At 64.3% G+C, this 25,752-nt stretch carries 22 protein-coding genes, 1 tRNA gene and 1 other RNA gene; 15 read left to right on the top strand and 9 right to left on the bottom strand.

Annotated features, from left to right (window positions below; translation table 11 throughout):
* Positions 1 to 219 precede the first annotated feature (219 nt).
* The 3 genes from groL to B5G12_RS02370 form a co-directional block, all read right to left on the bottom strand.
* Positions 220 to 1,848: a chaperonin GroEL gene (groL, locus tag B5G12_RS02380; RefSeq protein ID WP_087323512.1), complete on the bottom strand. Its 1,629-nt coding sequence runs from the start codon at positions 1,846 to 1,848 to the stop codon at positions 220 to 222.
* Positions 1,849 to 1,925: 77 nt separating this feature from the next.
* Complete coding sequence (locus B5G12_RS02375) at positions 1,926 to 2,213, bottom strand: co-chaperone GroES (protein ID WP_087230478.1); 288 nt, start codon at positions 2,211 to 2,213, stop codon at positions 1,926 to 1,928.
* Positions 2,214 to 2,438: 225 nt separating this feature from the next.
* The gene (locus B5G12_RS02370) at positions 2,439 to 3,410 is read right to left on the bottom strand and encodes a diacylglycerol/lipid kinase family protein (RefSeq protein ID WP_087323510.1); all 972 of its coding nucleotides are present in this window, start codon (positions 3,408 to 3,410) and stop codon (positions 2,439 to 2,441) included.
* A gap of 309 nt (positions 3,411 to 3,719) precedes the next feature.
* On the opposite strand from B5G12_RS02370, the gene abc-f reads away from it, so the two are divergent.
* A complete protein-coding gene (gene abc-f, locus B5G12_RS02365) occupies positions 3,720 to 5,180 on the top strand; it encodes a ribosomal protection-like ABC-F family protein (protein ID WP_087323508.1) in 1,461 nt (486 codons plus the stop codon).
* An 11-nt stretch (positions 5,181 to 5,191) separates the two neighbouring features.
* Here abc-f and B5G12_RS02360 read toward each other — a convergent pair whose 3' ends face one another.
* The 4 genes from B5G12_RS02360 to B5G12_RS02345 all read right to left on the bottom strand — a co-directional run bounded on the left by B5G12_RS02360 (position 5,192) and on the right by B5G12_RS02345 (position 11,154).
* A complete protein-coding gene (locus B5G12_RS02360) occupies positions 5,192 to 7,489 on the bottom strand; it encodes an ATP-dependent Clp protease ATP-binding subunit (RefSeq protein ID WP_087323506.1) in 2,298 nt (765 codons plus the stop codon).
* 223 nt (positions 7,490 to 7,712) lie between these two features.
* Complete coding sequence (locus B5G12_RS02355; RefSeq protein WP_087230489.1) at positions 7,713 to 7,979, bottom strand: TIGR03905 family TSCPD domain-containing protein; 267 nt, start codon at positions 7,977 to 7,979, stop codon at positions 7,713 to 7,715.
* A 35-nt stretch (positions 7,980 to 8,014) separates the two neighbouring features.
* Positions 8,015 to 8,860 carry a PHP domain-containing protein gene (locus B5G12_RS02350; RefSeq protein ID WP_087323504.1) on the bottom strand — a complete coding sequence of 282 codons (846 nt, stop codon included), beginning with the start codon at positions 8,858 to 8,860 and terminating at the stop codon, positions 8,015 to 8,017.
* Positions 8,861 to 8,892: 32 nt separating this feature from the next.
* Entirely contained in the window at positions 8,893 to 11,154 is a 2,262-nt protein-coding gene (locus B5G12_RS02345; protein WP_087323502.1) for a hydratase, read from the bottom strand.
* A 424-nt stretch (positions 11,155 to 11,578) separates the two neighbouring features.
* On the opposite strand from B5G12_RS02345, the gene B5G12_RS02340 reads away from it, so the two are divergent.
* The 9 genes from B5G12_RS02340 to B5G12_RS02300 all read left to right on the top strand — a co-directional run bounded on the left by B5G12_RS02340 (position 11,579) and on the right by B5G12_RS02300 (position 20,103).
* Entirely contained in the window at positions 11,579 to 13,309 is a 1,731-nt protein-coding gene (locus B5G12_RS02340) for an ammonium transporter (protein WP_087323500.1), read from the top strand.
* A 139-nt stretch (positions 13,310 to 13,448) separates the two neighbouring features.
* Positions 13,449 to 13,524 (top strand) — tRNA-Gly (locus B5G12_RS02335).
* Between the two features lie 82 nt (positions 13,525 to 13,606).
* On the top strand, positions 13,607 to 13,954 hold the full coding sequence (locus tag B5G12_RS02330; RefSeq protein WP_087230499.1) for a hypothetical protein: 348 nt from the start codon (positions 13,607 to 13,609) through the stop codon (positions 13,952 to 13,954).
* The gene (locus B5G12_RS02325; RefSeq protein ID WP_087323498.1) at positions 13,951 to 14,865 is read left to right on the top strand and encodes a DnaD domain-containing protein; all 915 of its coding nucleotides are present in this window, start codon (positions 13,951 to 13,953) and stop codon (positions 14,863 to 14,865) included. The genes B5G12_RS02330 and B5G12_RS02325 overlap by 4 nt, the downstream gene beginning before the upstream one ends.
* Positions 14,866 to 14,870: 5 nt before the next feature.
* The gene (locus tag B5G12_RS02320; protein WP_087323496.1) at positions 14,871 to 15,851 is read left to right on the top strand and encodes an ATP-binding protein; all 981 of its coding nucleotides are present in this window, start codon (positions 14,871 to 14,873) and stop codon (positions 15,849 to 15,851) included.
* 100 nt (positions 15,852 to 15,951) lie between these two features.
* The gene (locus B5G12_RS02315) at positions 15,952 to 16,566 is read left to right on the top strand and encodes a sugar transferase (protein WP_087230508.1); all 615 of its coding nucleotides are present in this window, start codon (positions 15,952 to 15,954) and stop codon (positions 16,564 to 16,566) included.
* Positions 16,567 to 16,624: 58 nt separating this feature from the next.
* On the top strand, positions 16,625 to 17,746 hold the full coding sequence (gene prfB / locus B5G12_RS02310; RefSeq protein ID WP_087323494.1) for a peptide chain release factor 2: 1,122 nt from the start codon (positions 16,625 to 16,627) through the stop codon (positions 17,744 to 17,746).
* Between the two features lie 228 nt (positions 17,747 to 17,974).
* Positions 17,975 to 19,249 carry an MFS transporter gene (locus B5G12_RS02305; protein WP_087323492.1) on the top strand — a complete coding sequence of 425 codons (1,275 nt, stop codon included), beginning with the start codon at positions 17,975 to 17,977 and terminating at the stop codon, positions 19,247 to 19,249.
* A gap of 17 nt (positions 19,250 to 19,266) precedes the next feature.
* Positions 19,267 to 20,103 carry a zinc dependent phospholipase C family protein gene (locus B5G12_RS02300; RefSeq protein ID WP_087323490.1) on the top strand — a complete coding sequence of 279 codons (837 nt, stop codon included), beginning with the start codon at positions 19,267 to 19,269 and terminating at the stop codon, positions 20,101 to 20,103.
* 91 nt (positions 20,104 to 20,194) lie between these two features.
* On the opposite strand, the gene putP is transcribed toward B5G12_RS02300, so the two are convergent.
* Together putP and B5G12_RS14275 are read right to left on the bottom strand one after the other, a co-directional pair.
* Positions 20,195 to 21,757, bottom strand: coding sequence for a sodium/proline symporter PutP (gene putP, locus B5G12_RS02295; protein WP_087323488.1), 1,563 nt, complete (start codon positions 21,755 to 21,757; stop codon positions 20,195 to 20,197).
* On the bottom strand, positions 21,754 to 22,005 hold the full coding sequence (locus tag B5G12_RS14275; RefSeq protein ID WP_144064086.1) for a hypothetical protein: 252 nt from the start codon (positions 22,003 to 22,005) through the stop codon (positions 21,754 to 21,756). Before B5G12_RS14275 ends, putP begins: the two co-directional genes overlap by 4 nt.
* Before the next feature lie 135 nt (positions 22,006 to 22,140).
* Between B5G12_RS14275 and ffs the strand changes: the two genes are divergently transcribed.
* The 5 genes from ffs (at position 22,141) to smpB (ending at position 25,738) form a co-directional block, all read left to right on the top strand.
* Positions 22,141 to 22,240: signal recognition particle sRNA small type (gene ffs / locus B5G12_RS02290), an RNA gene on the top strand.
* Between the two features lie 77 nt (positions 22,241 to 22,317).
* Complete coding sequence (gene dnaX / locus B5G12_RS02285) at positions 22,318 to 24,183, top strand: DNA polymerase III subunit gamma/tau (RefSeq protein ID WP_087323486.1); 1,866 nt, start codon at positions 22,318 to 22,320, stop codon at positions 24,181 to 24,183.
* Between the two features lie 20 nt (positions 24,184 to 24,203).
* Positions 24,204 to 24,548 carry a YbaB/EbfC family nucleoid-associated protein gene (locus B5G12_RS02280; RefSeq protein WP_087230526.1) on the top strand — a complete coding sequence of 115 codons (345 nt, stop codon included), beginning with the start codon at positions 24,204 to 24,206 and terminating at the stop codon, positions 24,546 to 24,548.
* Positions 24,549 to 24,561: 13 nt separating this feature from the next.
* Entirely contained in the window at positions 24,562 to 25,161 is a 600-nt protein-coding gene (gene recR, locus B5G12_RS02275) for a recombination mediator RecR (protein ID WP_087230529.1), read from the top strand.
* A gap of 97 nt (positions 25,162 to 25,258) precedes the next feature.
* Positions 25,259 to 25,738: an SsrA-binding protein SmpB gene (gene smpB / locus B5G12_RS02270; protein WP_087230532.1), complete on the top strand. Its 480-nt coding sequence runs from the start codon at positions 25,259 to 25,261 to the stop codon at positions 25,736 to 25,738.
* The last annotated feature ends 14 nt before the right edge of the window (positions 25,739 to 25,752 follow it).

Here is a 25,752-nt window from a genome sequence, read left to right as displayed (position 1 = left end):
CATTTTTTACCCCCTGTGAGACTTCTCAGATTTCTAAGACTTCTTAGACTTTTGATACTTTCTCTTATTTTCTCACAGGTTGGTACTTTTTTACAGTCGGGGGATTATAGGGCGGTTACGGTTATTCTTCCCCAGGCTTACAAAAAACCCCCGGCGCCCTGCTTTTGGGAGCAGAGCGCCGGGGCGCTATCTTTTATTCAGCCTGTCGGCCGGCGTTTATCAATACATATCGCCGCCTGCGGGTGCAGCGGGAGCTGCGGGAGGCTCGGGCAGATCAGCCACCAGGCTCTCGGTGGTCAGCACCATCTCAGCCACAGAAGCAGCGTTCTCCAGAGCGGAACGGGTCACCTTGGTGGGATCCACGATGCCTGCGGCGATCATGTCGTCCACATAGACTTCCTTCTGAGCGTCGAAGCCGAAGTTGGGCTTGGCAGCCGAGACGATCTTCTCGATGATGACGCTGCCCTCCAGGCCGGCATTCTTGGCGATCTGGCGCAGAGGAGCCTCCAGAGCCTTCAGCACGATGCTGGCGCCGGTGCGCTCGTCGCCCTCCAGGGTGCCGCACAGCTCACGCACAGCGGGGATGGCGTTGATGGGGGCGGTGCCGCCGCCGGCCACGACGCCCTCTTCCACAGCCGCCTTGGTGGCGTTCAGGGCATCCTCGATGCGCAGCTTCTTGTCCTTCATCTCGACCTCGGTGGCAGCGCCGACCTTGATGACAGCCACGCCGCCGGCCAGCTTGGCCAGGCGCTCCTGCAGCTTCTCACGGTCAAAGTCGCTGGTAGCGGTCTCGATCTGGTTGCGGATCTGTGCCACACGGCTCTTGATGGCGTCCTTGTCGCCGTAACCACCCACGATGGTGGTGTTCTCCTTGGTCACCTTGACCTGGCGGGCACGGCCCAGCATCTGCAGGGTAGCGTCCTTCAGCTCATAGCCCAGGTCGGAGGAGATGACGGTGCCGCCGGTCAGGATGGCGATATCCTGCAGCATCTCCTTGCGGCGGTCGCCAAAGCCGGGCGCCTTGACGGCAGCCACCGTGAAGGTGCCGCGCAGACGGTTGACGATCAGGGTGGACAGAGCCTCGCCCTCGATGTCCTCGGCAATGATCAGCAGCTTCATGCCGTTCTGGACCACCTGCTCCAGCAGGGGCAGCAGATCCTGGATGATGCTGATCTTCTTGTCGGTGATCAGCACCACGGCGTCATCCAGCACAGCTTCCATCTTGTCAGTGTCGGTGACCATATAGGGGCTCAGGTAGCCGCGGTCGAACTGCATACCTTCCACGATCTCGCTGTAAGTCTCAGCGGTGGCCTTGTTCTCCTCGATGGTGATGACGCCGTCGGAGGTGACCTTCTCCATGGCCTCGGCGATCAGACGGCCGATCTCAGGGTCACCGGCAGAAATGGTGCCGACGCGGGCGATGTCGTTGGAGTCCTTCACCTTCTGGCTGTGTGCCTTGATGGCCTCCACAGCGGCGTTGACTGCCTTGCTCATGCCGCGGCGGATGTCCATGGGGTTGGCGCCTGCGGCCACGTTCTTCATGCCCTCGGTCACCATGGCCTGGGCCAGCACGGTGGCAGTGGTGGTGCCGTCGCCTGCGGCGTCGTTGGTCTTGGTGGCAACTTCCTTCACCAGTTGGGCGCCCATGTTCTCAAACGGGTCCTTCAGCTCGATCTCCTTGGCGATGGTGACGCCGTCGTTGGTGATCACAGGGGCGCCGTACTTTTTGTCCAGCACCACGTTGCGGCCCTTGGGGCCCAGGGTGATCTTGACGGTGTCGGCCAGCATATCAATGCCGGCGCAAAGTGCCTTGCGGGCGTCCTCGCCCTGCTTGATCTGTTTTGCCATAAGGTATCTCTCCTTTTTCTGTCAAAGCGCGGCCCGCGCCGCGCAGCTGTCGTGTGATGGGGCGTTGAAAGAGGGGGTTACTCCTCCACAATGGCCAGGATATCGCTCTGGCGCACGATGGTGCACTCCTCGCCGTCCACCTTGACGTCGTTGCCGGAGTACTTGCTGGTGAGGACCTTATCCCCCACCTTCACGGTCATGACGACTTCCTTGCCGTCCACCATGCCGCCGGGGCCCACAGCGATGACCTGTGCCACCTGGGGCTTCTCCTTTGCGCTGCCGGTCAGGATGATGCCGCTCTTGGTGGTCTCCTCGGCCTCAACCGTTTTGATGACGACGCGGTCTGCAAGAGGAATAATCTTCATAATTCTTGCCCTCCTATTTAAAAATGCTTTTTATAACATCTCTGATGGGAGCCGCCCGCCCTGCGGGCCTTCCCTTAGCACTCCGTTTCCCTGAGTGCTAAGAGTATTGTACTCATCTTGGCAGGAAAAATCAAGAGCTTTTGCCCATTTTTTTGTTAAGTTTTTATGACAAAATGCCAAAAATGCCCCGCGCCGGCAAAAAGAAGCGCAGGGCCGTTTTCTTTTTTATATTCCGCACAGAGCCGGAGCTTTGGCGCGCTCAAAAGCAGGCCGGGGCAGGATCACTCGGCCCGCCAGAGGCCGCAGGGAAATGTCCAGCTTTTCCACCGGCGCGCACTCGCCGTCCGCCGTTGCGACCAGAGGTCCGGCCCCATCCGCCGTCTCAATGGAGATGCTGCGGGCCCTGCGGTAGATGAAAAAGCCGCTGGTGCGGTCATCCAGCTCCGCCCCGCTGAAATGGCCGCCCTTTTTGTACCGGCCCAGCAGGCACAGGATTTTGGCCCGGCTGACCCGGCGCACGATGACCAGATCGATCCAGCCATCCCAGGGACAGGCGTTGGGAGCTGCACGGAACCCGCCGCCGTAGTCCCGGGTGTTGCAGGCGGCGCACATCAGCACGTCGGCGGCAAAGGACTCCCCGTCCACCACAAACCGCAGCCGCCGCCCGATGGGCCCGCAGATCTGCCGGAGCGCCGACAGCAGGTAGGCCGCCTCCCCGTGGAACAAAGGATTGCGCCGGAAATCCACCGCGCCCATGGCCACCTGGGCATCCAGTCCGGCGGCGCACACCGCGGCCGACAGGCCCAGGCTGGTGTCCATCAGGTCGATGGGGACCACCCCGCCCCGCAGCTGGCCTGCCAGGTCCAGGAACTCAGCCTTGGTGCCGAAGGTGCGCAAAAAATCGTTGCCGCTGCCCGCCGGGATGCAGCCCACGGCAGCGTTGGGATAGGGGCTGGCTCCCTCCAGAGCCTCCCGGAACGTGCCGTCCCCGCCGGCGGCCCAGATCCGCACCGGCTGTCCGGTCCGGGCAGCCTGCCGGGCGAGGGTTTTGGCGTGGCCCTTATACATGGTGCGGACAAAGGAGCAGTCCTGCCGTGGGATGCCGCACTGCAGCAGCGCACCCTCCAGCCGGCGCCGGGTCTGGGCGGTGGTGTCCTGCCGGCCGGCGGCAGGGTTGAGCAAAAACAGGTAGTGCATCGGTTCCTCCCATGAGACATAATAGTATAAGTATACCGATTTGTCCCCTGTTTGTAAATGCACTCTTGACAAAGCCGGGCCGCCGTGCTATCTTATCTGCGAAATCAAGCGAAAGGGGTGGAAGGATGCGTCATTTTTCCTGCTGAACAATGGAATCGCGCGTGGCGTCCGTATGGGATCGCTGCGCCCATTTGCAGGAAAGTTGACCCGTCCCGCCGCCCTTTTGTGTCGATACAAGGGGCAGTTTTGCCGTGCACGGCCGCAGGGGCTTTCCTGCGGCCTGTTTTTTGTGCAAAGGAGGGCTGCCCCATGGCACAGATATCCATCGAACATCTTTCTTTTTCCTACCCGTCCTGCTTTGACCCCATTTTCCAGGACGTCACCTTGACCCTGGACACCAGCTGGAAACTGGGCTTCATCGGCCGCAATGGAAGGGGCAAGACCACCTTCCTCAGGCTGCTGCGGGGAGAGTACGAATACAGCGGGCTGATCCGGTCGCCGGTGGCCTTCGATTATTTTCCCTTCCCGGTCAAAGAGCCCGGCCGTCCCACCGCCGCCGTGCTGGAGCAGATCTGCCCCGAGGCCGCCGGCTGGCAGCTGGAGCGTGAGCTGTCGCTGCTGGGGGTGGACTCCGGCGCCCTGGAACGGCCTTTCTGCACCCTGTCCAACGGGGAGCAGACCAAGGCCCTGCTGGCCGCCCTGTTTTTGCAGGAGGGGCACTTTCTGCTGATCGACGAGCCTACCAATCACCTGGACGCCGCCGCCCGGGCCAAAGTATCAGCCTACCTCAAGCGGAAATCCGGGTTCATCCTCGTCTCCCACGACCGGCAGTTCCTGGACGGGTGCGTGGACCACATCCTCTCCCTCAACCGGGCCACCATCCAGCTGCAGAGCGGCAACTATTCCTCCTGGCAGGCCAACTTCGACCAGCAGCAGGCCCGGGAGCTGGCCCAGAACCAGAAGCTGCAAAAGGACATCCAGCGGCTGGAGGCCTCCGCCCGGCGCACCTCCGTCTGGGCCGACCGGGTGGAAGCCAGCAAACGCGGGGCCGCGGACAAAGGGTATGTGGGCCACAAGGCGGCCAAGATGATGAAGCGGGCCAAATCCGTCGAGGCCCGCCAGACCAAAGCCATCCAAGAGAAATCCGGCCTGCTGAAAGACCTGGAGGAGACAGAACCCCTCCGCATCACCCCGCTGGCGCACCATGCCCCGGTGCTGGCCGCCTTTCAGGATGTGTCCGTCTGCTACGACGGGCGGACGGTCTGCGGACCGGTCCGTTTTGAGATCCGGCAGGGGGAGCGGATCGCCCTGTGCGGGAGCAACGGCTGCGGCAAATCCAGCCTGCTCAAGCTGCTGTGCGGCGCGGACATCCCCCACACCGGCACTGTGACCACCGCCCCCGGCCTGGTGATCTCACAGGTGCCCCAGGACGCCGCAGGACTGTCGGGCAGTCTGGACCAGTTTGCGCAGGATGCCGGGATCGACCAGACCCTGTTCAAGGCCATCCTGCGCAAGATGGATTTTTCCCGCCTGCAATTCGAAAAGGATATGGCGGGCTATTCCAGCGGACAGAAAAAGAAGGTGCTTCTGGCCCGCAGCCTGTGCCAGCAGGCCCATCTGTACGTCTGGGACGAGCCGCTCAACTTCATCGATCTCTACACCCGCCTGCAGCTGGAGCAGTTGCTGGGCCAGTGCTGCCCCACCCTGCTGTTCGTGGAGCACGACACCGCCTTCCGGGACGGAGTGGCCACCCGGCTGATCCGGCTGTGAGCGGACGCGTCTCATACCGTGGCCGCGTCCCCTGAAATGAGCCGGACGCTGCCGTCGGCGGCGCAGTCCGCCGTAAGACAGGCCCCCGGCTGCACCGCCCCCATGGCAATGCGGTCGGCCAGAGGCTGCTCCACCGACCGGTCCACCTGGCGGCGCAGTTCCCGGGCCCCATAGGGGGAGGCGGCCCTCGCGGCCAGAGCCCGGCAGGCCCCGGGGGTATGAGTGAGGGTGTAGCCGCTGCGGGCGGCCCGCTTTTCCAACTGCGACAAAAGCCGGTCGGCAATGGCGGACAGGCTGTCGGGCCCCAGAGGCCGGAACACGATCATGTCATCCAGACGGCCCACCAGCTCGGGGCGGAAGAACTTTTTGGCCTCGGCCACAGCCTGTGCGGACTGCTTTTCCAGCGCCGCCTCCTGGCCCGCCGCAAAGCCCAGCGGGGCCGCCTGCCCCGCCAGGAACCGTGCCCCCAGGTTGGAGGTGAGCAGGACCACCGTGTTGGTGAAATCGGCTTTCCGCCCCATCGAATCGGTGAGGCAGCCGTCCTCCAAAATTTGCAGCAGGATGTTCTGGATATCGGGGTGGGCCTTTTCGATCTCGTCAAACAGCACCACGCTGTAAGGCCGCCGGCGCACCGCCTCGGTCAGCTGGCCCCCTTCGTCATGGCCCAGATAGCCCGGAGGCGCACCCAGAAGGCGGGCCACCGTGTGAGCTTCCTGGTACTCGGACATATCGAACTTGAGCAGGGCTTTTTCACTGCCAAACCAGCTGCGGGCCAGCGCTTTGGACAGGGCGGTCTTGCCCACGCCGGTGGGGCCCAGAAACAGCAGCGCCCCAATGGGCCGGCCCGGCTCCCCCAGTCCGGTGCGGCTGCGGCGGATGGCGGCGGCCACGGCGGCCACCGCCTTCTCCTGCCCCACCACTTCCTGGGACAGCCGGCTTTCCAGCAGCGCCAGACGCTCCCGCTCGGCCTCCCCCACCCGCTGGACGGGCACCCCGCTGGCCCGGGCCACCACCTGGGCCATGTCCTCCCTCGTCAGACAGGGAGCGGGGCGGTTCTCGCGCTCGGCCCGGATGCGGGCGGCGGCGCAGGCCTCGTCCATCAGATCGATGGCCTTGTCGGGCAGGCACCGTCCCGGCAGATACCGCACCGACAGTTCCACCGCGTCATCCAGCGCATCCGAGGGGATCAGCACGCTGTGGTACCGCTCGTACCGGGGGGCCAGCCCCTCCAGGATGTCCCGGGCCTGCTGCGGGGTGGGCTCCTCGATCTGCACCCGGCCGAACCGCCGCTCGAGGGCGGGGTCTTTCTGGATGTGGGTCCGGTATTCCTGGTTGGTGGTGGCGCCGATCATCTGCAGCTCCCCCCGGGCCAGCACCGGCTTGAGGATGTTGGCCGCATCGATGGCCCCTTCCGCCGCCCCCGCCCCCACGATGGTATGGAACTCGTCCACAAACAGAATGACGTTGCCGTCCCGCACCAATTCTTCCAGCAGGTTTTTCAGCCGCTCCTCAAAATCGCCCCGGTACTTGGTGCCCGCCACCAGGCTGGCCATATCCAGGGCCAGCAGCCGCCTGCCCTTGAGGCTGCGGGGCACCTGCCCGGCCGAGATCCGCTGGGCCAGCCCTTCGGCCAGGGCGGTCTTGCCCACCCCCGGCTCTCCCACCAGACAGGGATTGTTTTTCTGGCGGCGGCACAGGATCTCGATCATCCGGTCCAGTTCCCGCTCCCGGCAGAACACCGGGTCCAGCTCTCCTTCGTCGGCCCGACGAGTCAGGTCACGGCAGTATTTGTCGCTGGCACGGCCGCCCCGGGGGGCGGCTGCGGCGGCCCGGGGCTGGACGGGCAGGGTCAGCTGACCCGACAGCTGGCGGCACTCCCGCACCGCCTCGCCCAGCTGCACCCCCATGGATGCCAGCAGTTCCCCGGCGGTACAGCCCCCATCCTCCAGGATGGCGCACAGCAGGTGTTCGGGCTCGGCCCTGCTCTGACGGGCGTTCTGGGCGTCAATGAGGGCATAGTCGATGGCCCGGCGCAGCTCGGGCGCCAGGTCTCTGCGGTGGAGGCGCCGGGGCGGGCCTTTGCGGTTTTCTGCCACCTGGCGGCGCACCTGCTGCTCCTGGATGTTCTTGCCGGCCAGGAAACGCCCCGCCGGACCGTGGTCCTGCTGCAGGATGGCCAGCAGCAGATGGCCGGTGTCCGCCTTGTCACAGCCAAAATTGCCTGCCAGCTCCACCGCGCCCTCCAGAACCCGGCTGCCTTCCCGGGAAAAACCGCCCCATCCTGTGTTGAAATGTTCAAAGATCCCCATGTGCTGCTCCAATCCCGGCTGTATGCCGCATCGCCTTTGTGGCGGATAACAAATACAGTATAGTCCCACTGTGCAGAAAAAAATCATCTGTTTTTGTCACATCGTTCCGTTGGTTTTGATGCGGCAGCCCAGGCGGCGGGACGAATTTGCAGCCAAACGCCATAAAACACAAAACGGCCCCTGCCCATGCGGACAGAGGCCGTTTTTGTTTATAAGGACCCGTTTACTGCTGCTGTTCCATGGCGGCCAGGGCCTTTTTGAGGTTCTTGGCGATCTGGTCGGGGCAGCTGGTGGGCTTGGGCCCACAGGTGACGCCCTCCATGCGGGCAATGGCGTCCTCCGCCTTCATGCCCTTGAGCAGGCTGGAGATGCCCTTTAGGTTGCCGTTGCAGCCGCCCACCACTTCCACCGACTGGATGGTGTGGTCGGGGGCCAGCTCGATCTTGGTCATACGGGAGCAAGTGCCCTGGTTGGGAAATGCGAAAGTCATGTTCTTTTCCTTCTCTCTTTATAAGTCCTTCGGCTTCAGCTCTGGTAGCGCTTTGCCAGGGCGCAGATCCGTTCGATCTGATCGTCCTGGGTGACGCAGGTGCCCACCGGGCGGGGATGGGCCGAGTTCGAACCGTGGAAGTCGGTGCCCCCCGTCACGATCAGGCCGTACTTCCGGCACAGCTGCCGGCATTCTTCCTTGTCCTCCTCGCTGTTGCGGGGATGGTCGATCTCGATGCCGTCCAGCTGGCCCTCGGCCGCCAGCCGGCGTACCAGAGGCATACTTTTATATACTGTGGGGTGGGCAAACACCAGCACCGCCCGGGCCGCCCGGGCCGTGGCAATGACCTGCTCCACCGGGAAGTATTCGGGGCTGTGCAGCACCGTGCCCCGGGGCTGCCAGCCAAACAGGCGGTGGTACACTTCCCCATAGATGCTGTCGGCAAGGCCCAGCTCGTGCAGCGCCTGCATGATGCCGCTCTTGTACAGCACCCCGCTGTCCCGGGCATACTCCAGAGCCTGCTCGGTGGTGAACTGCGGGTAGATGGTCTCCAGTTCCCGGGCGCTTTGCAGGCAGCACTGGTTGCGCCGCTGGCGCATGATATCGCAGTGGGCCCGCAGCTGGGGACAGTCCTGGGGCCAATAGCACAGCAGATGCACCCGGTGCTGCCGTTCATAGTCGTAGCCGGTCAGCTCGGTGGCCGGGATCAGCCGCACCCCGTCCTGGACCGGGTGCTCGTAGCAATACCGGACGCTGTGCAATGTATCGTGGTCCGAAATGGCCATGGTGTCCAGCCCTGCCCGGGCCGCCATCAGGGGCAGGCGGTGGATGGGCACCGAACCGTCGGAACAGGTGGAATGATTGTGCAGATCGCCAGGCATGGCGAAGCATCGCCTCCTTTACGGCAAATCGGTCAGCGCTTGTAGTAATTGATCAGGCAGCCGTCCGCCAGGATCTGGCGCTCGTCCTCCGTGAGGGGGGCAATGGACAGGCTGAACGCCCTGGGCCCGTCCTCGCCCAGCACATAGGCGGGGATGTCAGACAGGTCCCCTGCCAGAGCCTTGCGGACGTTGGGCACCAGGATGTAGTCTCCCAGCCCAAAGGGGGCGGGCCCTGCGATCTGGAAGGGCAGCATCCCCCAGTTGATCAGGTTGGAGCGGTAGCGCTTGGTGGCATACTCCACCGCGATGTTGGCCCCCGCACCCAGCACACGCTGGCAGCTGGCGGCCTGTTCCCGGGCGGAGCCGTCCCCCGGCTTGACCGCAAAGATGGTGGAGGCGATCTGGACATCCTGCCAGGTCAGCCGCTCACAGCCCGGCACCGCCTGGACCCGGGCCAGCAGGGCCTGGTCGCCCCGGCCGTCCCTGCGGGCGGCCTCCTCGGCCTGCACCGCCTTGGCCCGGCCCACATAGGCGGGGTCTTTGCGGCTGAGGGTGAACTCTGCCAGGCCCAGGGGATTGGAGCGGTAGGAACTGGTCTCTCCCGAGGGGATCAGCTCGTCGGTGGTGGTGACCGGGTCGGTGATGTAGGAGGCCACCTTGAGCAGCAGGTTGTCCCCCAGGGGGTCGATCTCGGGCCAGTCCTTGATGTTGGGCCCCAGCTTAAGCAAAGCATCGTAGTCCCCCCGGCCAAAGCCCTGGTAGACCCGGGCCCTGTAACTGGTGTCGTCAAAAACATAGTCGGGCACGTTGGGATCGTAGTCGATGTCGGTGGCCGCCGTCAGGATGCCGCCGTTGGCGGTGGTGGCCGCAATGCTGCGCGCATCCATCAGCGCCACCCCGGCCAGCTGGCCGGCGCCCGGCTTGGAACCCTCACGGCTGGGGAAGTTGCGGGTGGTGTGGCGGATGGACAGAGCCCCGTTGAAGGGCACGTCCCCTGCGCCGAAGCAGGGTCCGCAGAAGGCGGTGCGGATGGTGGCGCCCGAGGCCATCAGGCTGGCCAGCACCCCCGCCTTGTCCAGGGCCATCATGACCGGCTGGCTGGCGGGATAGACGCTGAGGGCGTACTCATCGCAGCCGCCGGTATGCCCTTTGAGGATGGAGGCTGCCTCGCAGATGCTGTCGTACAAGCCGCCGGCGCAGCCCGCGATCACGCCCTGGTCCACCCGCAGGCGGCCGTTCTCGATCTTGGAGCGCAGGTCCAGGCTGCGGCCGGTGAGCTTCTGGACGTCCTGCTCGCAGGCGTAGAGGATGTCCTCCAGATTCTCGTTCAGCTCCTGGATGGTGTAAGCGTTGGAAGGGTGCATGGGCAGGGCGATCATGGGCCGGATGGCCGACAGATCCACCTTGACCACGCCGTCGTAATAGGCCAGGTTGGCAGGGGCCAGGGGGCGGTAATCCCCGGGCCGGCCGTGGGCTGCCAGGTAAGCCTGGGTGGTGGCGTCTGTCTGCCAGATGGAGGACAGGCAGGTGGTCTCGGTGGTCATGGCGTCGATGGCGTTGCGGGTATCCTGGCGCAGGGTCGCCACGCCGGGGCCAATGAACTCCATCACCTTGTTCTTGACATAGCCGCTCTTGAACAGGGCGCCCACCAGGGCAATGGCCACGTCATGGGCGCCGCAGCCCACCGGCAGCTGCCCGGTGAGGTAGACCGCCACCACTCCGGGCCGGGCCACATCGTAGGTGCGGCCCAGCAGCTGCTTGGCCAGCTCGCCGCCGCCCTCGCCAATGGCCATGGTGCCCAAAGCGCCGTACCGGGTGTGGGAGTCGGATCCCAGGATCATCTTGCCGCAGCCCGCAAATTCCTCCCGCATATACTGATGGATCACCGCCAGGTGGGGCGGCACAAAGATGCCGCCATACTTTTTGGCCGCAGACAGGCCGAACCGGTGGTCGTCCTCGTTGATGGTGCCGCCCACCGCGCACAGGCTGTTGTGGCAGTTGGTCAGCACATAGGGCAGCGGGAACCGGGTCATGCCCGACGCCCGGGCCGTCTGGATGATTCCCACAAAGGTGATGTCATGGCTGGCCATGGCGTCAAACTTGATCTTCAGGTCATCCTCGCTGCCGCTGGTGTTGTGGGCCTGCAGGATGCCCCATGCAATGGTGCCTTTTTTGGCCTGGTCCATAGCCGCAGCGTCAAAGCCCAGCGCGGTCAGGGCCGCCGGGGCGCCGGCATCCGCCGGGATCCACTGGCCATGCGCCAGATATGCGCCGGTGCTGGTGCACTCGATCATTTCATTCGCCTCTCTCTCGATTTTTCTTTCTTTCGCAAAGCCGCCCGCCGCCGCAGCGCCGGCATTCGCTTTGTTTTTATAGTATAGCATGAAATGCGCCCGAGGGAAAGAGGTTCCCTTCCGTCCCCAGACGAAAGTCCCGCCCCTCCCCTGCCGCAGCGCACAGTTTTGGGGGTGTTTTGCCGCCGGAAGTTGGCACAATTCACAAACCGTTCATAATTCACTTGACAAAAGGGCCGGGATGCGCTATCCTGTCTGCAAGGCAAAGGCGCCGGGATGATCCCCGGCGCCTTTTCTGTTTTGTACGCAATGGGGCGGTTTTCCGGGCGGCTGCAAGGCTGCCGGGGACCGTCCCTTTCCCTTTTGCAGAAGGGAACCACCGGCGGTGCAGCGCGCTGCGCCGCCCCGACAGAGGGAGGAATTTATGGACACTGCCATGATCATCGACACCTTGTGGGTGCTGCTGGCGGCCATCCTGGTGTTCTTCATGAACCTGGGATTTGCATCGGTGGAGGCCGGCTTTGCCCGGGCCAAAAACACCGTCAACATCCTATCCAAAAACTTCATCGTGTTCGCCGTGTCGTCCCTGGGCTTCATGCTTCTGGGCTGGGGACTGATGTTCGGCGGGGACAACCCCTTTGTGGGCACCCAGCATCTGCTGGTTCTGGGCGGCCAGGACCTGTCGTTTTACGACGACACTCTGACGTCCAGCGTGCCCTTCTGGGGCAAGTTCTTCTTCCAGCTGGTCTTCTGCGGCACCGCCGCCACCATCGTGTCGGGCGCCGTGGCCGAACGGATCAAGTACATCTCCTTTATTATCTTTTCCTTTGTGCTCACCCTGCTGATCTATCCGGTGGTGGGCCACTGGATCTGGGGCGGCGGCTGGCTGGCCGACCTTGGCTTCATGGACTTTGCCGGAGACGCCGCCGTCCACTCGGTGGGCGGCTGGGCCGCCCTGGCCGGCGCCATGCTGCTGGGCCCCCGCATCGGCAAGTATGACAAAGAGGGCAAGCCCCAAGCCATCCCGGGACACAATATGTCCCTGGCCGTCATCGGCCTGTTCGTGCTGTGGCTGGGCTGGTTCGGCTTCAATCCCGGCTCCACCATGAGCTTCCAGCACCCCGCCGATGTGATGCACATTCTGGTCACCACCAACAGCGCAGCCATTGCAGCCGTGCTGACCTCCACCATCACCTCCTGGATCGTCATCGGCAAGCCCGACCTCGGCATGACCATCAACGGCTGTCTGGCCGGCCTGGTGGCCGTCACCGGCAGCTGCGCCTATGTAAGCATCGAGAGTTCCCTCATCATCGGCGCCCTGGCGGGCGTGCTGGTGGTGTTCGCGGTGGGCTTCTTTGACAAGCTGCACATCGACGACCCGGTGGGCGCCACTGCGGTGCACCTGTGCTGCGGCGTCTTTGGCACCCTGTGTGTGGGCATTTTCTCCCAGGAGGGCGTCACCACCCTGGCCACCCGCAGCGGCCTGCTGTTCGGCGGCGGCTTTGGCCTGCTGGGCGTCCAGCTGCTGGGCGTTGCGGCGGTGGGCGCATTCACCTTTGTCACCTCGGGCCTGGTGTGGCTGATCCTCAAGCACACAGTGGGCATCCGTGTCAGCACCAATGAGGAGCTGGCCGGCCTGGACATCGGCGAACACGGCAACATCGCCTACCCCGATTTTGCGCCCGCCATCCCCACCGGGGATTTCCCGGCTCCGGATGCCTCCCCTGCCCCTGAAGCACCCGCAGCGCCTGCCGCGGCCGAGGCAGCCGTCCCTGTGGAGCACCGTCCCCGCAGCGGCGCCGTCATGACCAAGGTATCCATCGTCACCCGGCAGGACCGCTTCATCCCCCTGCAGAACGCTCTGGAGGCTCTGGGCGTGACCGGCCTGACCGTCACCAACGTCTTTGGCTACGGCCAGCAGAAGGGCCATGAGGCTTACTTCCGCGGGGTGCCCATGGAAGCCAGGCTGCTGCCCAAGCTGAAAGTGGAAGTGGTGGTCTCCAAGGTGCCCGTGGAGGACGTGGTCCAGGCGGTGCGCAAGGCCCTGTACACCGGCCGGATCGGCGACGGCAAGATCTTCATTTACGATGTAGAGAACGTGGTCAAGATCCGCACCGGCGAGGAGGGCTACGACGCCTTGCAGGACGCCGAGTGAATCCCTCCATCCAACCATATGTGTCCCGTCCATCCGCACATGTCGGCTGGACGGGACTTTTTTGGAGCTTGCGGGAAAAACTTTTCTCAAACCAGTTGACAAACCGCCCCGGGCCTGCTACAATAATGAAGCACCTTACGCAGGGTTAGCTCATCCGGTAGAGCGACTGCTTCCCAAGCAGTAGGCGGCGGGTTCGAGTCCCGTATCCTGCTCCAACGCACAAGCCCGCATGGATGCTCGGAAGCCGAGTGCCCATGCGGGCTTTTCTATTTTGTTTATCTGAAAGGAGGGCGGCCCATGCTGGATCTGCCGCAGCTGCTTTACTTTAAAAACAAGAATCTCTATTCCGCCTGCCAGGCCGAGATGCGTTACCGTGCCGTCCCCGGCAAGCGCAAGGGAGAGGACGGGACCGAGGAGGCCGTATTGACGGTGGATATCTGGCCGGGGCCCTGGACCATCGAGTACACCGACCCCGCGCTGCGGCTCCAGCAGGTCTTTGCCCTTACAGAGGAAGGGCTGGGCCAGGCCCGCGCCTGGCTGAAAACCACTTATGAGCAGGACCCGGACCGATGGCAGGCCGCGCCGTCCATCCTGGACTGCGAGCCCTGGACGCCCCCTGCTCGGCCGGAGGAGGAAAACCTATGATCTACCGCCTCAAGCCCCAGAAGGGCGATTCCATAGCCGTGCCCCAGCTGGTCTTTGCGCGGCTGGGCGCCGCCGAGGAGGCCAGCGTCCGGGTGGCCCTGTATGTGCTGGCTACCGGCGTCACCGACCCGGATAAACTGTGCACCGACCTGCGGCTGCGCAGTCGGATGACCGCCGAGAGCGCCCTGGCCTACTGGGCCGGGGCCGGCCTCTTGGAGCGCTACGACGAGAACGCCGCCCCTGCCGGCGGCGAGCCTGCCCCCACTCCCATGACCTGGGCCGAGATCACCGCGGCGTCCCGCACCGACCCCATGATCGCCAGCCTGATCGAGTGCGGACAAAGCGCCTTTGCCCATGCCCTCAGCCGCAGCGAGATGGAAAAGCTGGTGGCCCTGTATTTGCAGGAGGGATACCAGCCCGAGGTGGTGATGCTCTGCCTGGCCTACCTGGCCGGCAGGGACAAGCGGACCATCGGGGCCCTGCGCCATGAGCTGAAGGTCTGGCGGGCCGAAGGGGTGGTCACGGGGGAGGAAGCCGACGCCCATCTGCGGCTGCTGGATCTGCGGGCAAAGCGGGAGGCCTATGTGGCCAGCCTGCTGCAGATCCAGCCCGACCAGCTGACCCTGGGCGGCAAAAAGGCCATTGCACGCTGGTACGAGGTGTATGGCTACGACGATTCGATGATCCAGGAGGCCGCTGTCCAGGCGGGGCCCAAACGGGACCTGTGGTACTGGAACGGCATCCTCAAGACCTGGAACGCCAAGGGCCTGCGGACGGTGCAGGATGTGCGCGGGCCGGTGGCCCTCAGCGGGGCCAGCCGCAGCCTGCGGGTGGACCGGCCGGAACCCAGCGGCTCCGATTTCCTCAAGGACGCCGTCAACCGCCCCCGGCGGCATAAGAGAAAGGAGTGACCTCCATGCGGACACGAAACGAGCTGTATCAGGCCGCCATGCGGATCCTATCGGCGCGGCGGCAGATGGCCAAGGCCCAGGCCCAGGACGCCCGCGCCCAGGCAGAGGCCGCCGTCCCGGAGCTTCGGGCCGCCGAGGACGCCCTGCGCAGCTGCGGCGTGCGCTATGCCCTGGCAGGGGCTCAGGGGACAGGCCGGGAGCAGGCCGCAGCCGCTCTGGCCCAGGCCCGTCAAAAGCGGGACGCCCTGCTGGCCGCCAGCGGCCGCAGCCCCCTGGCCCTGGAGCCCCATTATACCTGCCCTGTGTGCCAGGACACCGGAGTGGCCGACGGCAAGACCTGTCTGTGCGTCCGCCGGGAGATGCAGCGGCTGCGCCGGGAGGAGATCGAGGCCATGTCCAGTCTGTCGGTGACCAGCTTTGATACCATGCGGCTGGACTACTACCCCGACAGCCGGGACCCCCAGACCGGCCAAAGCGTCCGCCAGTACATGGCCGAGCTGCTGGCCGACCTGCGGGACTATGCGGCGGAGTTCGATCTGGACAGTGAGAATCTGATGCTGACCGGCAACGCCGGCCTGGGCAAGACCCATGCCGCCCTGGCGGTGGCGGGGGCCGCTCTGAACAAGGGCTATGACGTCATCTATATCTCCAGCCCCGACTTTTTCAGCCGGGTGGAAACGCTGCACTTCGGCTCCGACCCCGCCGGGGAAAAGGAGACTTTGCTGGACACCGTCACCGGGGCCGACCTGCTCATCCTGGACGACCTGGGCACCGAGTTCAATTCCAGCTTTGTCATCAGCACCCTGTACAGCCTGCTGAACGACCGGCTGGGCCGCCGCCGGCCCACCATCCTCACCACCAACATCGTTGACGGCGCCCTGCTGGAAAAGCTCTACACCGAGAAAGTCTCCAGCCGCATCTCCGCCTTTGTCCCCTACCGGTTTCTGGGCGAGGACATCCGGCTGAAAAAGGCCCTGGAAGACTGACCGGTCCCGGCCGCTTGTGGTACTTGTTAAATCGGACGTTCTGTGTTATACTTTTAGTGTTTGCCCATACTGGGCACAGAGCGGACGGGAGGGGCTGGCCATGTATCAGAAATACTTCAAACGGGCCATCGATTTCGTGCTGGCGCTGGGTGGCATCCTCTGCCTGTCCTGGCTGCTGGCCGGGCTTGCGGTGGCCATCAAACTGGACTCCCCCGGGCCGGTGTTTTTCAAGCAGAAGCGGGTGGGCATCCACAAGACCCACTTTGCGATCTACAAGTTCCGCACCATGCGGGCGGACACCCCCCACGATATGCCCACCCACCTGCTGGCCGACCCCGACCGCTACATCACGCGAGTGGGGAAATTCCTGCGCAGGACCAGCCTGGACGAGCTGCCCCAGCTGTGGAACATCCTGCGGGGGGACATGGCGGTGATCGGCCCCCGTCCGGCCCTGTGGAACCAGTACGACCTGCTGGCCGAGCGGGACAAGTACGGCGCCAACGATGTGCGCCCCGGCCTCACCGGCCTGGCCCAGATCCATGGCCGGGACGAACTGGAGATCCCTGTCAAGGCCAAACTGGACGGGGACTATGTGGCCCACATCACCTTTTGGGGGGATGTGAAGTGCTTTATGGATACCATCGGCGTAGTGCTGCGCCATGACGGCGTGGTGGAAGGGGGCACCGGCACCCTGCACCGGCAGCACAAGGACTGATCCTGCGCCCTTTGCGCAGGCGAACGGATACACACAACTTGGATGTGAGAGGTTAGCTATGATAACGATCGACGAACTGAAGGTGCAGCTGGCCGAGTATGGCAAGGCCGTCCAGGACCTGGAGGACGCACTGGCCATCGACGCCAGCAAAAAGCGTGTGCAGGAGCTGGAGCACGCCATGACCCGCCCCGGCTTTTACGATGACGCCGAAGCAAGCAAGAAGGTCTTTGATGAGGTGGGCGACCTGAAGGGCAAGCTGGGCCGCTTTGAAAAGCTCCAGGGCCTGTACGAGGACGCCCAGACCATGCTGCTGATGCTGGAGGAGGAGAACGACCCCGCCCTGGTTCCTGAAGGGGAACAGGCCGTGGAGGCCGTGGGCAAGGCCGTGGATGAGCTGCAGCTGATGACCATGCTGAACGGCGAATACGACCACAGCAACGCCATCCTTACCTTCCACGCCGGCACCGGCGGCACCGAGGCTCAGGACTGGGCCGAGATGCTCTACCGTATGTATACCCGCTGGGCCCAGAACCACAGTATGTCGGTGGAAGTGCTGGATTACCAGGACGGCGACGAGGCGGGCATCAAGAGCGCCTCCGTCATGGTCAAGGGGACCAACGCCTACGGCCTGCTGAAAAGCGAGAACGGCGTCCACCGTCTGGTGCGGGTCAGCCCCTTCGATTCCAATGCCCGCCGCCAGACCAGCTTTGCCTCCCTGGAAGTGATGCCCGAGCTGGACAACACCATCGAGGTGAACATCCGCCCCGAGGACATCGAAATGCAGGTCTACCGCTCCTCCGGCGCCGGCGGTCAGCACATCAACAAGACTTCCAGCGCCGTCCGCCTGATCCACAAGCCCACCGGCATCGTGGTCAGCTGCCAGACCCAGCGCAGCCAGTTCCAGAACCGGGACTACGCCATGCAGATGCTGAAGGCCAAGCTGTACCAGATCGCACAGCAGCAGCATATGGACAAGATCGAGGACATCAAGGGCGTCCAGAACGAGATCGCCTGGGGCCATCAGATCCGCAGCTATGTCTTTATGCCCTACACCATGGTCAAGGATCACCGCACCGGCTATGAGACCAGCAACGTCAACGCTGTCATGGACGGCGACCTGGATGGTTTCATCTTTGCCTATCTGAAAGCCGCCAGCCGCGGCGAACTGGCCGAGACCTGATCCGTATCCCCCGCTTCCCGTATCCCCCGCTCTCCTTTCGAGGAGGCGGGGGTTTTCTGTCTCCCGGGGCGGCCTGCTTGCGCGGCGGGCCGGTGTGTGGTATGATAGTTTTGGCCTTGTATGCGCCTGCGGGCCCGGTCCAAAGAGGGCCCTGTGCGGCGTCTGCGGCACATCCGACCATCAAGAGCCCCGGCCCCGGCGGCCGGGACAGAACCGGAGGGAAATCCCATGGAACAAAACGACCAACAAGCGCAAAAGCAGCCCCTGAGCCGCAGCGAGCGGGTCTGGGTCCTGTACGACGTGGGCAATTCGGCATTCACCCTGCTGATCTCCACCATCCTGCCCATCTACTTCAACGGCCTGGCCGGGGCGGCCGGGCTGACCAGCGCCCAGTATCTGGCCTTCTGGGGCTACGCCGCCTCCTTTGTCACGGTGGTGGTGGCCCTGCTGGGCCCCACGCTGGGGGCTGTGGCCGACCTGCCCGGCATGAAAAAGCGGCTGTTCATCCTCTGTGTGGCGGTGGGCATTGCCGGCTGCTCCCTGATGGGACTGGTCCAGTCCTGGATGTGGTTCCTGGGCTTTTTCATCCTTGCCAAGATCGGATACAGCGCCAGCCTGGTGTTCTACGACTCCATGCTCACCGACATCACCACCCCGGCCCGGATGGACAAGGTATCCTCGGTGGGGTACGCCCTGGGCTATGGGGGCAGCTGCATCCCCTTTGTTCTCAGTCTGGGCATCGTGCTGGGGTATGAGGCCCTGGGCCTGACCCTGAATACCGCCATGCTGCTGGCCTTCCTGCTCAATGCGGTCTGGTGGCTGTGCTGCACGCTGCCTCTGCTGCGGCGCTACCGCCAGCGGTACAGCGTTCCTGCCCACGGCCAGCTGGTGCACGGCGCTTTCCAGCGGCTGGCCGAGACCCTGCGGGAGATCCGGGGCAACAAACAGGTCCTGTGGTTCCTGATCGCCTTCTTTTTGTATATCGACGGGGTGTACACCATCATCGACATGGCCACCGCCTATGGCCAGGCCCTGGGCTTGGACAGCACCGGCCTTCTGCTGGCTTTGCTGGTGACCCAGATCGTGGCCTTCCCCTTTGCGCTGCTGTTCGGGCAGCTGGCCCGCCGGGTGGAGTCCTCCCTTCTGGTGTCGGTCTGCATCCTGGCTTATGTGGGCATTGCGGCCTACGCCATCTTCCTGCGCACCCAGGCCCAGTTCTGGGTCCTGGCCGTCTGCGTGGGGATGTTCCAGGGGGGCATCCAGTCCCTCTCCCGCTCCTATTTCGGCAAGATCATCCCGCCCGAGCGCTCGGGCGAATACTACGGCCTGCTGGACATCTGCGGCAAAGGCGCTTCTTTTGTGGGCACCTTCCTGGTCAGCCTGATGACCCAGCTGTCGGGCAGCACCTCGGTGGGCGTGACGGTGATCGCTCCCCTGATCCTGCTCGGATTTTTCGCATTCCGCCGGGCGGTGGCCCAGGGCCGCGCCGCCGGCCAGCCGTAAGATCGGAGGTATCGCTTATGCCCGCTGTCTACGCACACCACCGCTTTGGGGACAAGGCCCTGCAAGCCTGTCCCAGCCCCCTGGCCCGGGAAGCCGTGACGGCCTTCCCCGACTTATACGCCATCGGCCTGCAGGGCCCTGACGTCCTGTTCTATTACGATCCTTTGCGTCCCAACCCCTGTAAGGCGGCGGGCAACGCCCTCCATGACGCGCCGGCGGCCCCCTTCTTTGTCCGCGGGCTGAGCAAGGTGGACGGCTCTCCTCTGGGCCGGGCCCTGCTGAGCTATCTGCTGGGGATGACCTGCCATTTTGCTCTGGACAGCGCCTGCCACAGCTACATCGAGCACCGCATCCAGTGCACCGGCCAGAGCCATGTGTCCATCGAGACCGCTCTGGAAGGCCGTCTGATGGCCCAGGATGGGGTGGACTGGCGCACCGTCAACCCGGCCGGCTATCTTGCCGTCCATGAGACGGCCTGCCGCACCATGGCCCGCGTGCTTCCCGCTTCCCCCGCCCAGCTGCGCCGCTGCCTGGTCAACATGAAGCTGTTCAACGGCCTGCTGATGCCGGGCCGCCCCCTGATCAACGGGCTGGCGGAACAGGCGCTGCGCCGGTCGGGCAAATGGGAGGAGATCGGCGGGCTGCTGTTCTCCGCCCTGGACCCCGAGGAATACGCCCAGAGCAGCAGCGTACTGACCGATCTTTTCTTCCAGGCGGTGCCCAAGGCCGCCGCCCTGATGGACAGCTGCTGCGCCCATGTCCAGAGCGGCGCGCCCCTGGACCCCCGTTTTGACAAGACCTACGGCCCCGATCCCGAGGCCATGGCCCTCTTTGCCGCAAAACCGGCCGACTGAGTTTTCCCGGGAAATGCAGGTACGAACAGGCCCCCGCCCTCTCACAGCGAGAAGGCAGGGGCCTTTTGGTATCTCTTTTTTGCGCGCTGGCTCACCCTCTGGCCCGATCGAATTCCTCCTGGATCTCAGCCGAGGGGGCGGGGGTCGCCAGGGACACCCCCACAATGAACAGGCAGGAAATGACAAAGGCCGGGAACAGCTCATAAATGCCGAACACGCCGCCCAGCGGCTTGAGCAGCAGGTTCCACACAAAGACCATGATACCGCCGGACAGCATCCCCGCAATGGCGCCCTGGCGGGTGGTGCGCTTCCAGAACAGGGAGAACAGCATCACCGGGCCAAAGGTAGCCCCAAAGCCGGCCCATGCAAAGGAGACGATGGTGAAGATGACGCTCTCCTCGTCCCAGGCAATGGCCATGCCGATGGCCGCAATGGCCAGCAGCACCACACGGGACACCCGCATCACCTGGCGGTCGTCGGCCTGGTCCTTCTTGAAAATGCCCTCATAGAGGTTCTTGGCAAAGGCCGAGGCGGCGATGAGCAGGTAAGAGTCGGAAGAACTGATGGTGGCCGCCAGGATGCCCGCCATCACCACGCCGGCCAGCACCGGAGGCATCAGGGTCTGGGCCATCACGATAAAGACGTTCTCGGCATCGCCGGAGCTCAGCAGGGAGGGTTCGGCCCCCAGCATGGCCCGGCCGATCACGCCGATGAGCACCGCAGAGCTCAAGGAAAGGATCACCCATACCGTGGCGATCCGCCGGGACTGTTTGATCTCCCCTTCGGAGCGGATGGCCATGAACCGCAGCAGCACCTGGGGCACGCCAAAGTAGCCCAGGCCCCAGGACAGAGTGGACACGATGGTCAGCGGGCCATAGCTGGTGGCCGGGCCGAACTGGGCCGCACCGTCCACCACCTGCTGCACCCCGCCGGCGTCGGTGACCGGGGCCGCCTGCTGCACCATGGACAGGTAGCCCGGGATCTGCCTGGCGTTCTGGATGACGGCGTCGATGCCCCCTGCCGCAGCGGTGCCCAGGGTCAGCACCACCAGCAGGGCCACCACCATCACCATGGCCTGCATGAAGTCCGAGGCGCTCTCGGCCAGAAAGCCGCCCAAAAAGGTGTACAGCACCACAAACACCGCCCCGGCGATCATCATGGAATGGTAGGATGCACCGAACAGGGTGGAAAACAGTTTGCCGCAGGTGACAAAGCAGCTGGCGGCGTACACCGTGAAGAACACCAGGATGAACACCGCCGAAATGGCCAGGATCACCGGGTTTTTCTCATGGTAGCGGTTGCTGAGGAAATCGGGCACCGTAATGGCGTCCCCCGACACCGCCGAGTAGCGCCGCAGCCGCCGGGCCACGATCAGCCAGTTGACGTAGGTGCCCACTCCCAGGCCGATGGCGGTCCAGGCGGCGTCGGAAATGCCGCACCAGTAGGCCACCCCGGGCAGGCCCATCAGCAGCCAGCCGCTCATGTCCGAGGCCTCGGCGCTCATGGCGGCCACCCAGGGTCCCAGCGACCGGCCGCCCAGGAAGTAGTTCTCCGAGTTTGCCTGGGCGCGTTTTGCAAAAAACAGCCCGATGCCCACCACGATCAGCATATAGGCCACCATGGCGAATAAGATTTTTAAAGTATCAGCAGTCATAGATTCCCCTCCCTCAATGGAATATGAATTATGGTAACAGATTCACATACAAAAGTAAAGCCCGGCGCGGCAAAACCGATTTTCTCTGCACCGGATCGCAGATCTTGTTTTGTAGAAATACCGTCCCGTTTTTCTTTTGTCCATGCGCGCTTTGCACAAAAATGCAGCTTCTTTCCGGCCGAGCCGGGCTGCACCGTCCCCCCTGCGCCCTCACCTTTTCCCCCTTTTGCGCGAAAATAATTCATCACAGCAGAGTGTCAAAGCAGCGTCCCGCAAAGGCCCTTGCATTCTGCCGCAGAATATGATAAAATATCTAAAGCACCCCGGTCACCGGCGGTGCAAGCCATGTCGGACAGCGCCTTGCTGCGCGGTTTGGCATACGGATGCGGGCCCTGTACGACTGGGCCGCTGTGAACCAGGTCAGGTGGGGAACCAAGCAGCCTTAAGCGGTGTGCACGGTGCGTTTCAGCCAGCCTGCATCCGTATGCCATGCTTCGCAAGGCGGGGGTCAACCCCGCAGCGCCGTCCGATTTTTTTATCCCTGCAAAGGAGGTGCGGGTATGTATCGTGCGCTTTACCGCAAGTGGCGGCCCCAGCGCTTTGAGGACGTGGTGGGCCAGCAGGCCACCGTCACGGCCCTCAAAAATCAGGTGGCCGCCGGGCGGGTGGGCCATGCCTATCTGTTCACCGGGGTGCGGGGCACCGGCAAGACCACCTGTGCCAAGATCTTTGCCAAGGCGGTCAACTGTCTGTCCCCACGGGAGGGCGACCCCTGCGGCCAGTGCCCGGTCTGCCGCGGCATTGACGACGGCAGCATCCTGGATGTGGTGGAGATGGACGCCGCCTCCAACAACGGCGTAGACGACATCCGGGACCTGCGGGACGAGACGGCTTACACCCCCAGTGTCTGCACCTATAAAGTGTATATCATCGACGAGGTGCATATGCTCTCCACGGCGGCTTTCAACGCCCTGCTCAAGACCCTGGAGGAGCCACCTGCCCACGTCATTTTCATCCTGGCCACCACCGAGATCCAAAAGGTTCCGGCCACCATCCGTTCCCGCTGCCAGCGGTACGACTTCACCCGCATACGCCCCGAGGATATCGCCGGCCGCGTGGCCCAGGTGGCCCGGGCCGAGGATCTCCACCTCACCGACGGCGCTGCCAGCCTGATCGCCAGACTGGCCGACGGCGCCCTGCGGGACGCTTTGTCCATCCTGGACACCTGCGCGGGGGTCACCGGGCAGATCGATGAAGGGGTGGTCCGGCAGATGGCCGGGGTCACCGACCGGGGGTATCTGTTCCGGATGTCCGACGCTATCGCCGCCCGGGACCCGGCTTCGGCCCTGGCCCAGCTGGCCGCCCTGCGGCAGCAGTCGGTGGACGTCAAACGCCTGACTGAGGAGCTGATCGCCCATTACCGCAGCCTGATGCTGGCGGCGCTGCCCGGCGGCCGGGAACTGCTGAGCGGCGTCAACCCCGACGAGGAAGCCCTCTATCTGGAAAAAGGCCCCGCCCTGGGCCGCCGTGAGGCGGTGCGGGCCATCCGGGCCCTGGGCGCCGCCCTGGAGCATATGTCCCGGGGCAGCGACCAACGCATCGAACTGGAACTGGCCCTGTTTTCCCTGACCGAACCGGCCGCCCAGCCGGCCGCCTCTTCCCTGCCCCTGGCGCAGCAGCCGGCGGCGCAGCCCCAGAAAGAGGCTCCACGGCCCTTTGTCCGTGCGCCGGTGACCCAGGCTGCGGCCCCCGAGACGCCCCAGCCCACGGCGGCGCAGACATCCGAACCATCCCAGCCTGCGGCAGCCCAGGCGCCCGAAGCGCCCTCACCCGCGGCTGTTCCGGCCCCTGCGGCGCCTTCCGAGACGGACTACCCGCCCTGGGAGACCGGGCCTGTATCCGAATCGCCGCAGCCCGAACCGGTGGCCCCGGCTGTCCCTGCGGAGGAGGCCGTTCCGGAAGAACTTCCGCCCCCGGAGCCGCAGGAGGCCCCGCCTCCCCCGCCCTATGAACCGGCGGCGCCCGGCGCCTACCCCGCAGATCCCCAGCTGGACAAGCCCCGCAAGGTGGCCGGAGAGGGCATCCAGCCCTATCCCTACTGGGCCGATGTGGTGGCGCGCATCCAGTCCACCGACCCCATGCTGTACGGCTATCTGAAAAAATCCAAGGCCTATTTCGACGGGGTGCGGGTGCTGATCGACGGGGGCAAGACCTTCCGGGATTTCATCCGGGCCAACAAAAACAGCCAGCGGCTGATCAAAAAGCTCATCGCCGACGTGTCGGGCATCCGGGTACCCATCGGCCCCTATGAGCCTGAGAAGGCTCCCGACCATCCCCGGGCCAGCGCCGAGGAATCCCTGCACAAGCTGGAGGCCCTGGGCCTGGATGTCACCATCCAGGACACCGCACGCCGGCACACGACCTGATTTGAGGAGGAACATCTGTTATGAAAGCAAGAATGCCCGGCGGCTATGGCCGCCCCGATATGAGCAGCCTGATGCGTCAGGCCCAGAAGATGCAGAGCGATATGCAGGCCAAGCAGGCCGAGCTGGAGCAGACCGAGTACACCGCCAGCGCCCCCGGCGAGATGGTCACAGTGCGGATGAATGGCAAGCACGAGGTGCTGGAAGTGACCATCAAGCCCGAAGCTGTGGACCCCGATGACGTGGAGATGCTCCAGGACCTGGTGGCTGCCGCCGTCAATGCCGCCGTGCAGACGGTGGACAAGGCGGCCGCAGACGCCATGGGCCAGCTGACCGGCGGGCTGAACATCCCCGGCCTGGGCCTGTAACGGGGGCCCGGACATGAACAATTCCGCCGCGCCTCTGGAGACGCTGATCGATGAGCTGAAGCGGCTGCCGGGCATCGGGGACAAGAGCGCCACCCGCCTGGCCTACCAGCTGATGAATCTGTCGGAGCAGCAGACCGAAAACCTGGTACAGGCCATTCGCGGGGTGCACGTCAAACTGAACCGCTGCTGCCAGTGCCAGAACTATACCGAGGGGGATACCTGCCCCATCTGCGCCGATCCCAGCCGGGATCACACCACCATCTGCGTGGTGGAGACCCCCCGGGATGTCCAGTCCATCGAGCGCACCCGGGAGTACAGGGGCCTGTACCATGTGCTGTACGGCCTCATCAACCCGGTCAAGGGCATCGGGCCCGAAAACCTGACCATCCGCCAGCTGCTGGCCCGCCTGACAGACGACCAGGTCAAGGAGGTCATCATGGGGCTGCCTCCCAGCGTGGAGGGAGACGCCACCTCGGTCTACCTGGCCCGCACCATCAAACCTTTGGGCGTACGCACCACCCGCCTGGCCTCGGGCCTGGCAGTGGGTTCCCGTCTGGAGCAGGCCGACCGTCAGACCATTTTCCGCGCCCTGGAGGGCCGCCACGATCTGTAAACGTTTACACTCCGTCCACAAAAACGCCCTTGCACTTTTGCAAAGTTGTGGTACAATATCTTACACCGAAGGCTCGTCATGAAAGGAGGCGCGTTGTATGCCTGTCAAGGAGCGGCCGGCCACCAAGACCATCGCAACCAACCGGGAAGCGCGCCACGAATATTTCGTGATCGAGGCGCTGGAGACCGGCATCGAACTGAAAGGCACCGAGGTAAAAAGCCTGCGGGCCGGCGGCGTCAATTTGAAGGACAGCTGGGTGGACATCGAAGAAGGCGAGCTTCTGGTCAAAGGGATGCATATCACCCCCTACGACCACGGCAACATCTTTAATGCCGATCCCATGCGCCAGCGGCGGCTTCTGGCCCACAAAAGCGAGATCCGCCGGCTGGGGCAGCAGTGCAAACTGCAGGGCTACACCCTTGTGCCCCTGTCCCTCTATTTCAAGCACGGGCGCGTCAAGGTGGAGCTGGGCCTGTGCAAAGGCAAAAAGCTCTACGACAAGCGGGCCGACGCCGCCAGGCGGGATGCCAAACGCACCATTGACCGCGCTTTGAAAACCAACGGACGTTTTGAATGAACAACACCGGGCAG

This window comes from Faecalibacterium sp. An58, assembly GCF_002161515.1.
GTDB lineage: Bacteria > Bacillota > Clostridia > Oscillospirales > Ruminococcaceae > Faecalibacterium > Faecalibacterium avium.
Note: the sequence above shows the minus strand (reverse complement) of the source record. Positions and strands in the feature narration are given on the sequence as shown.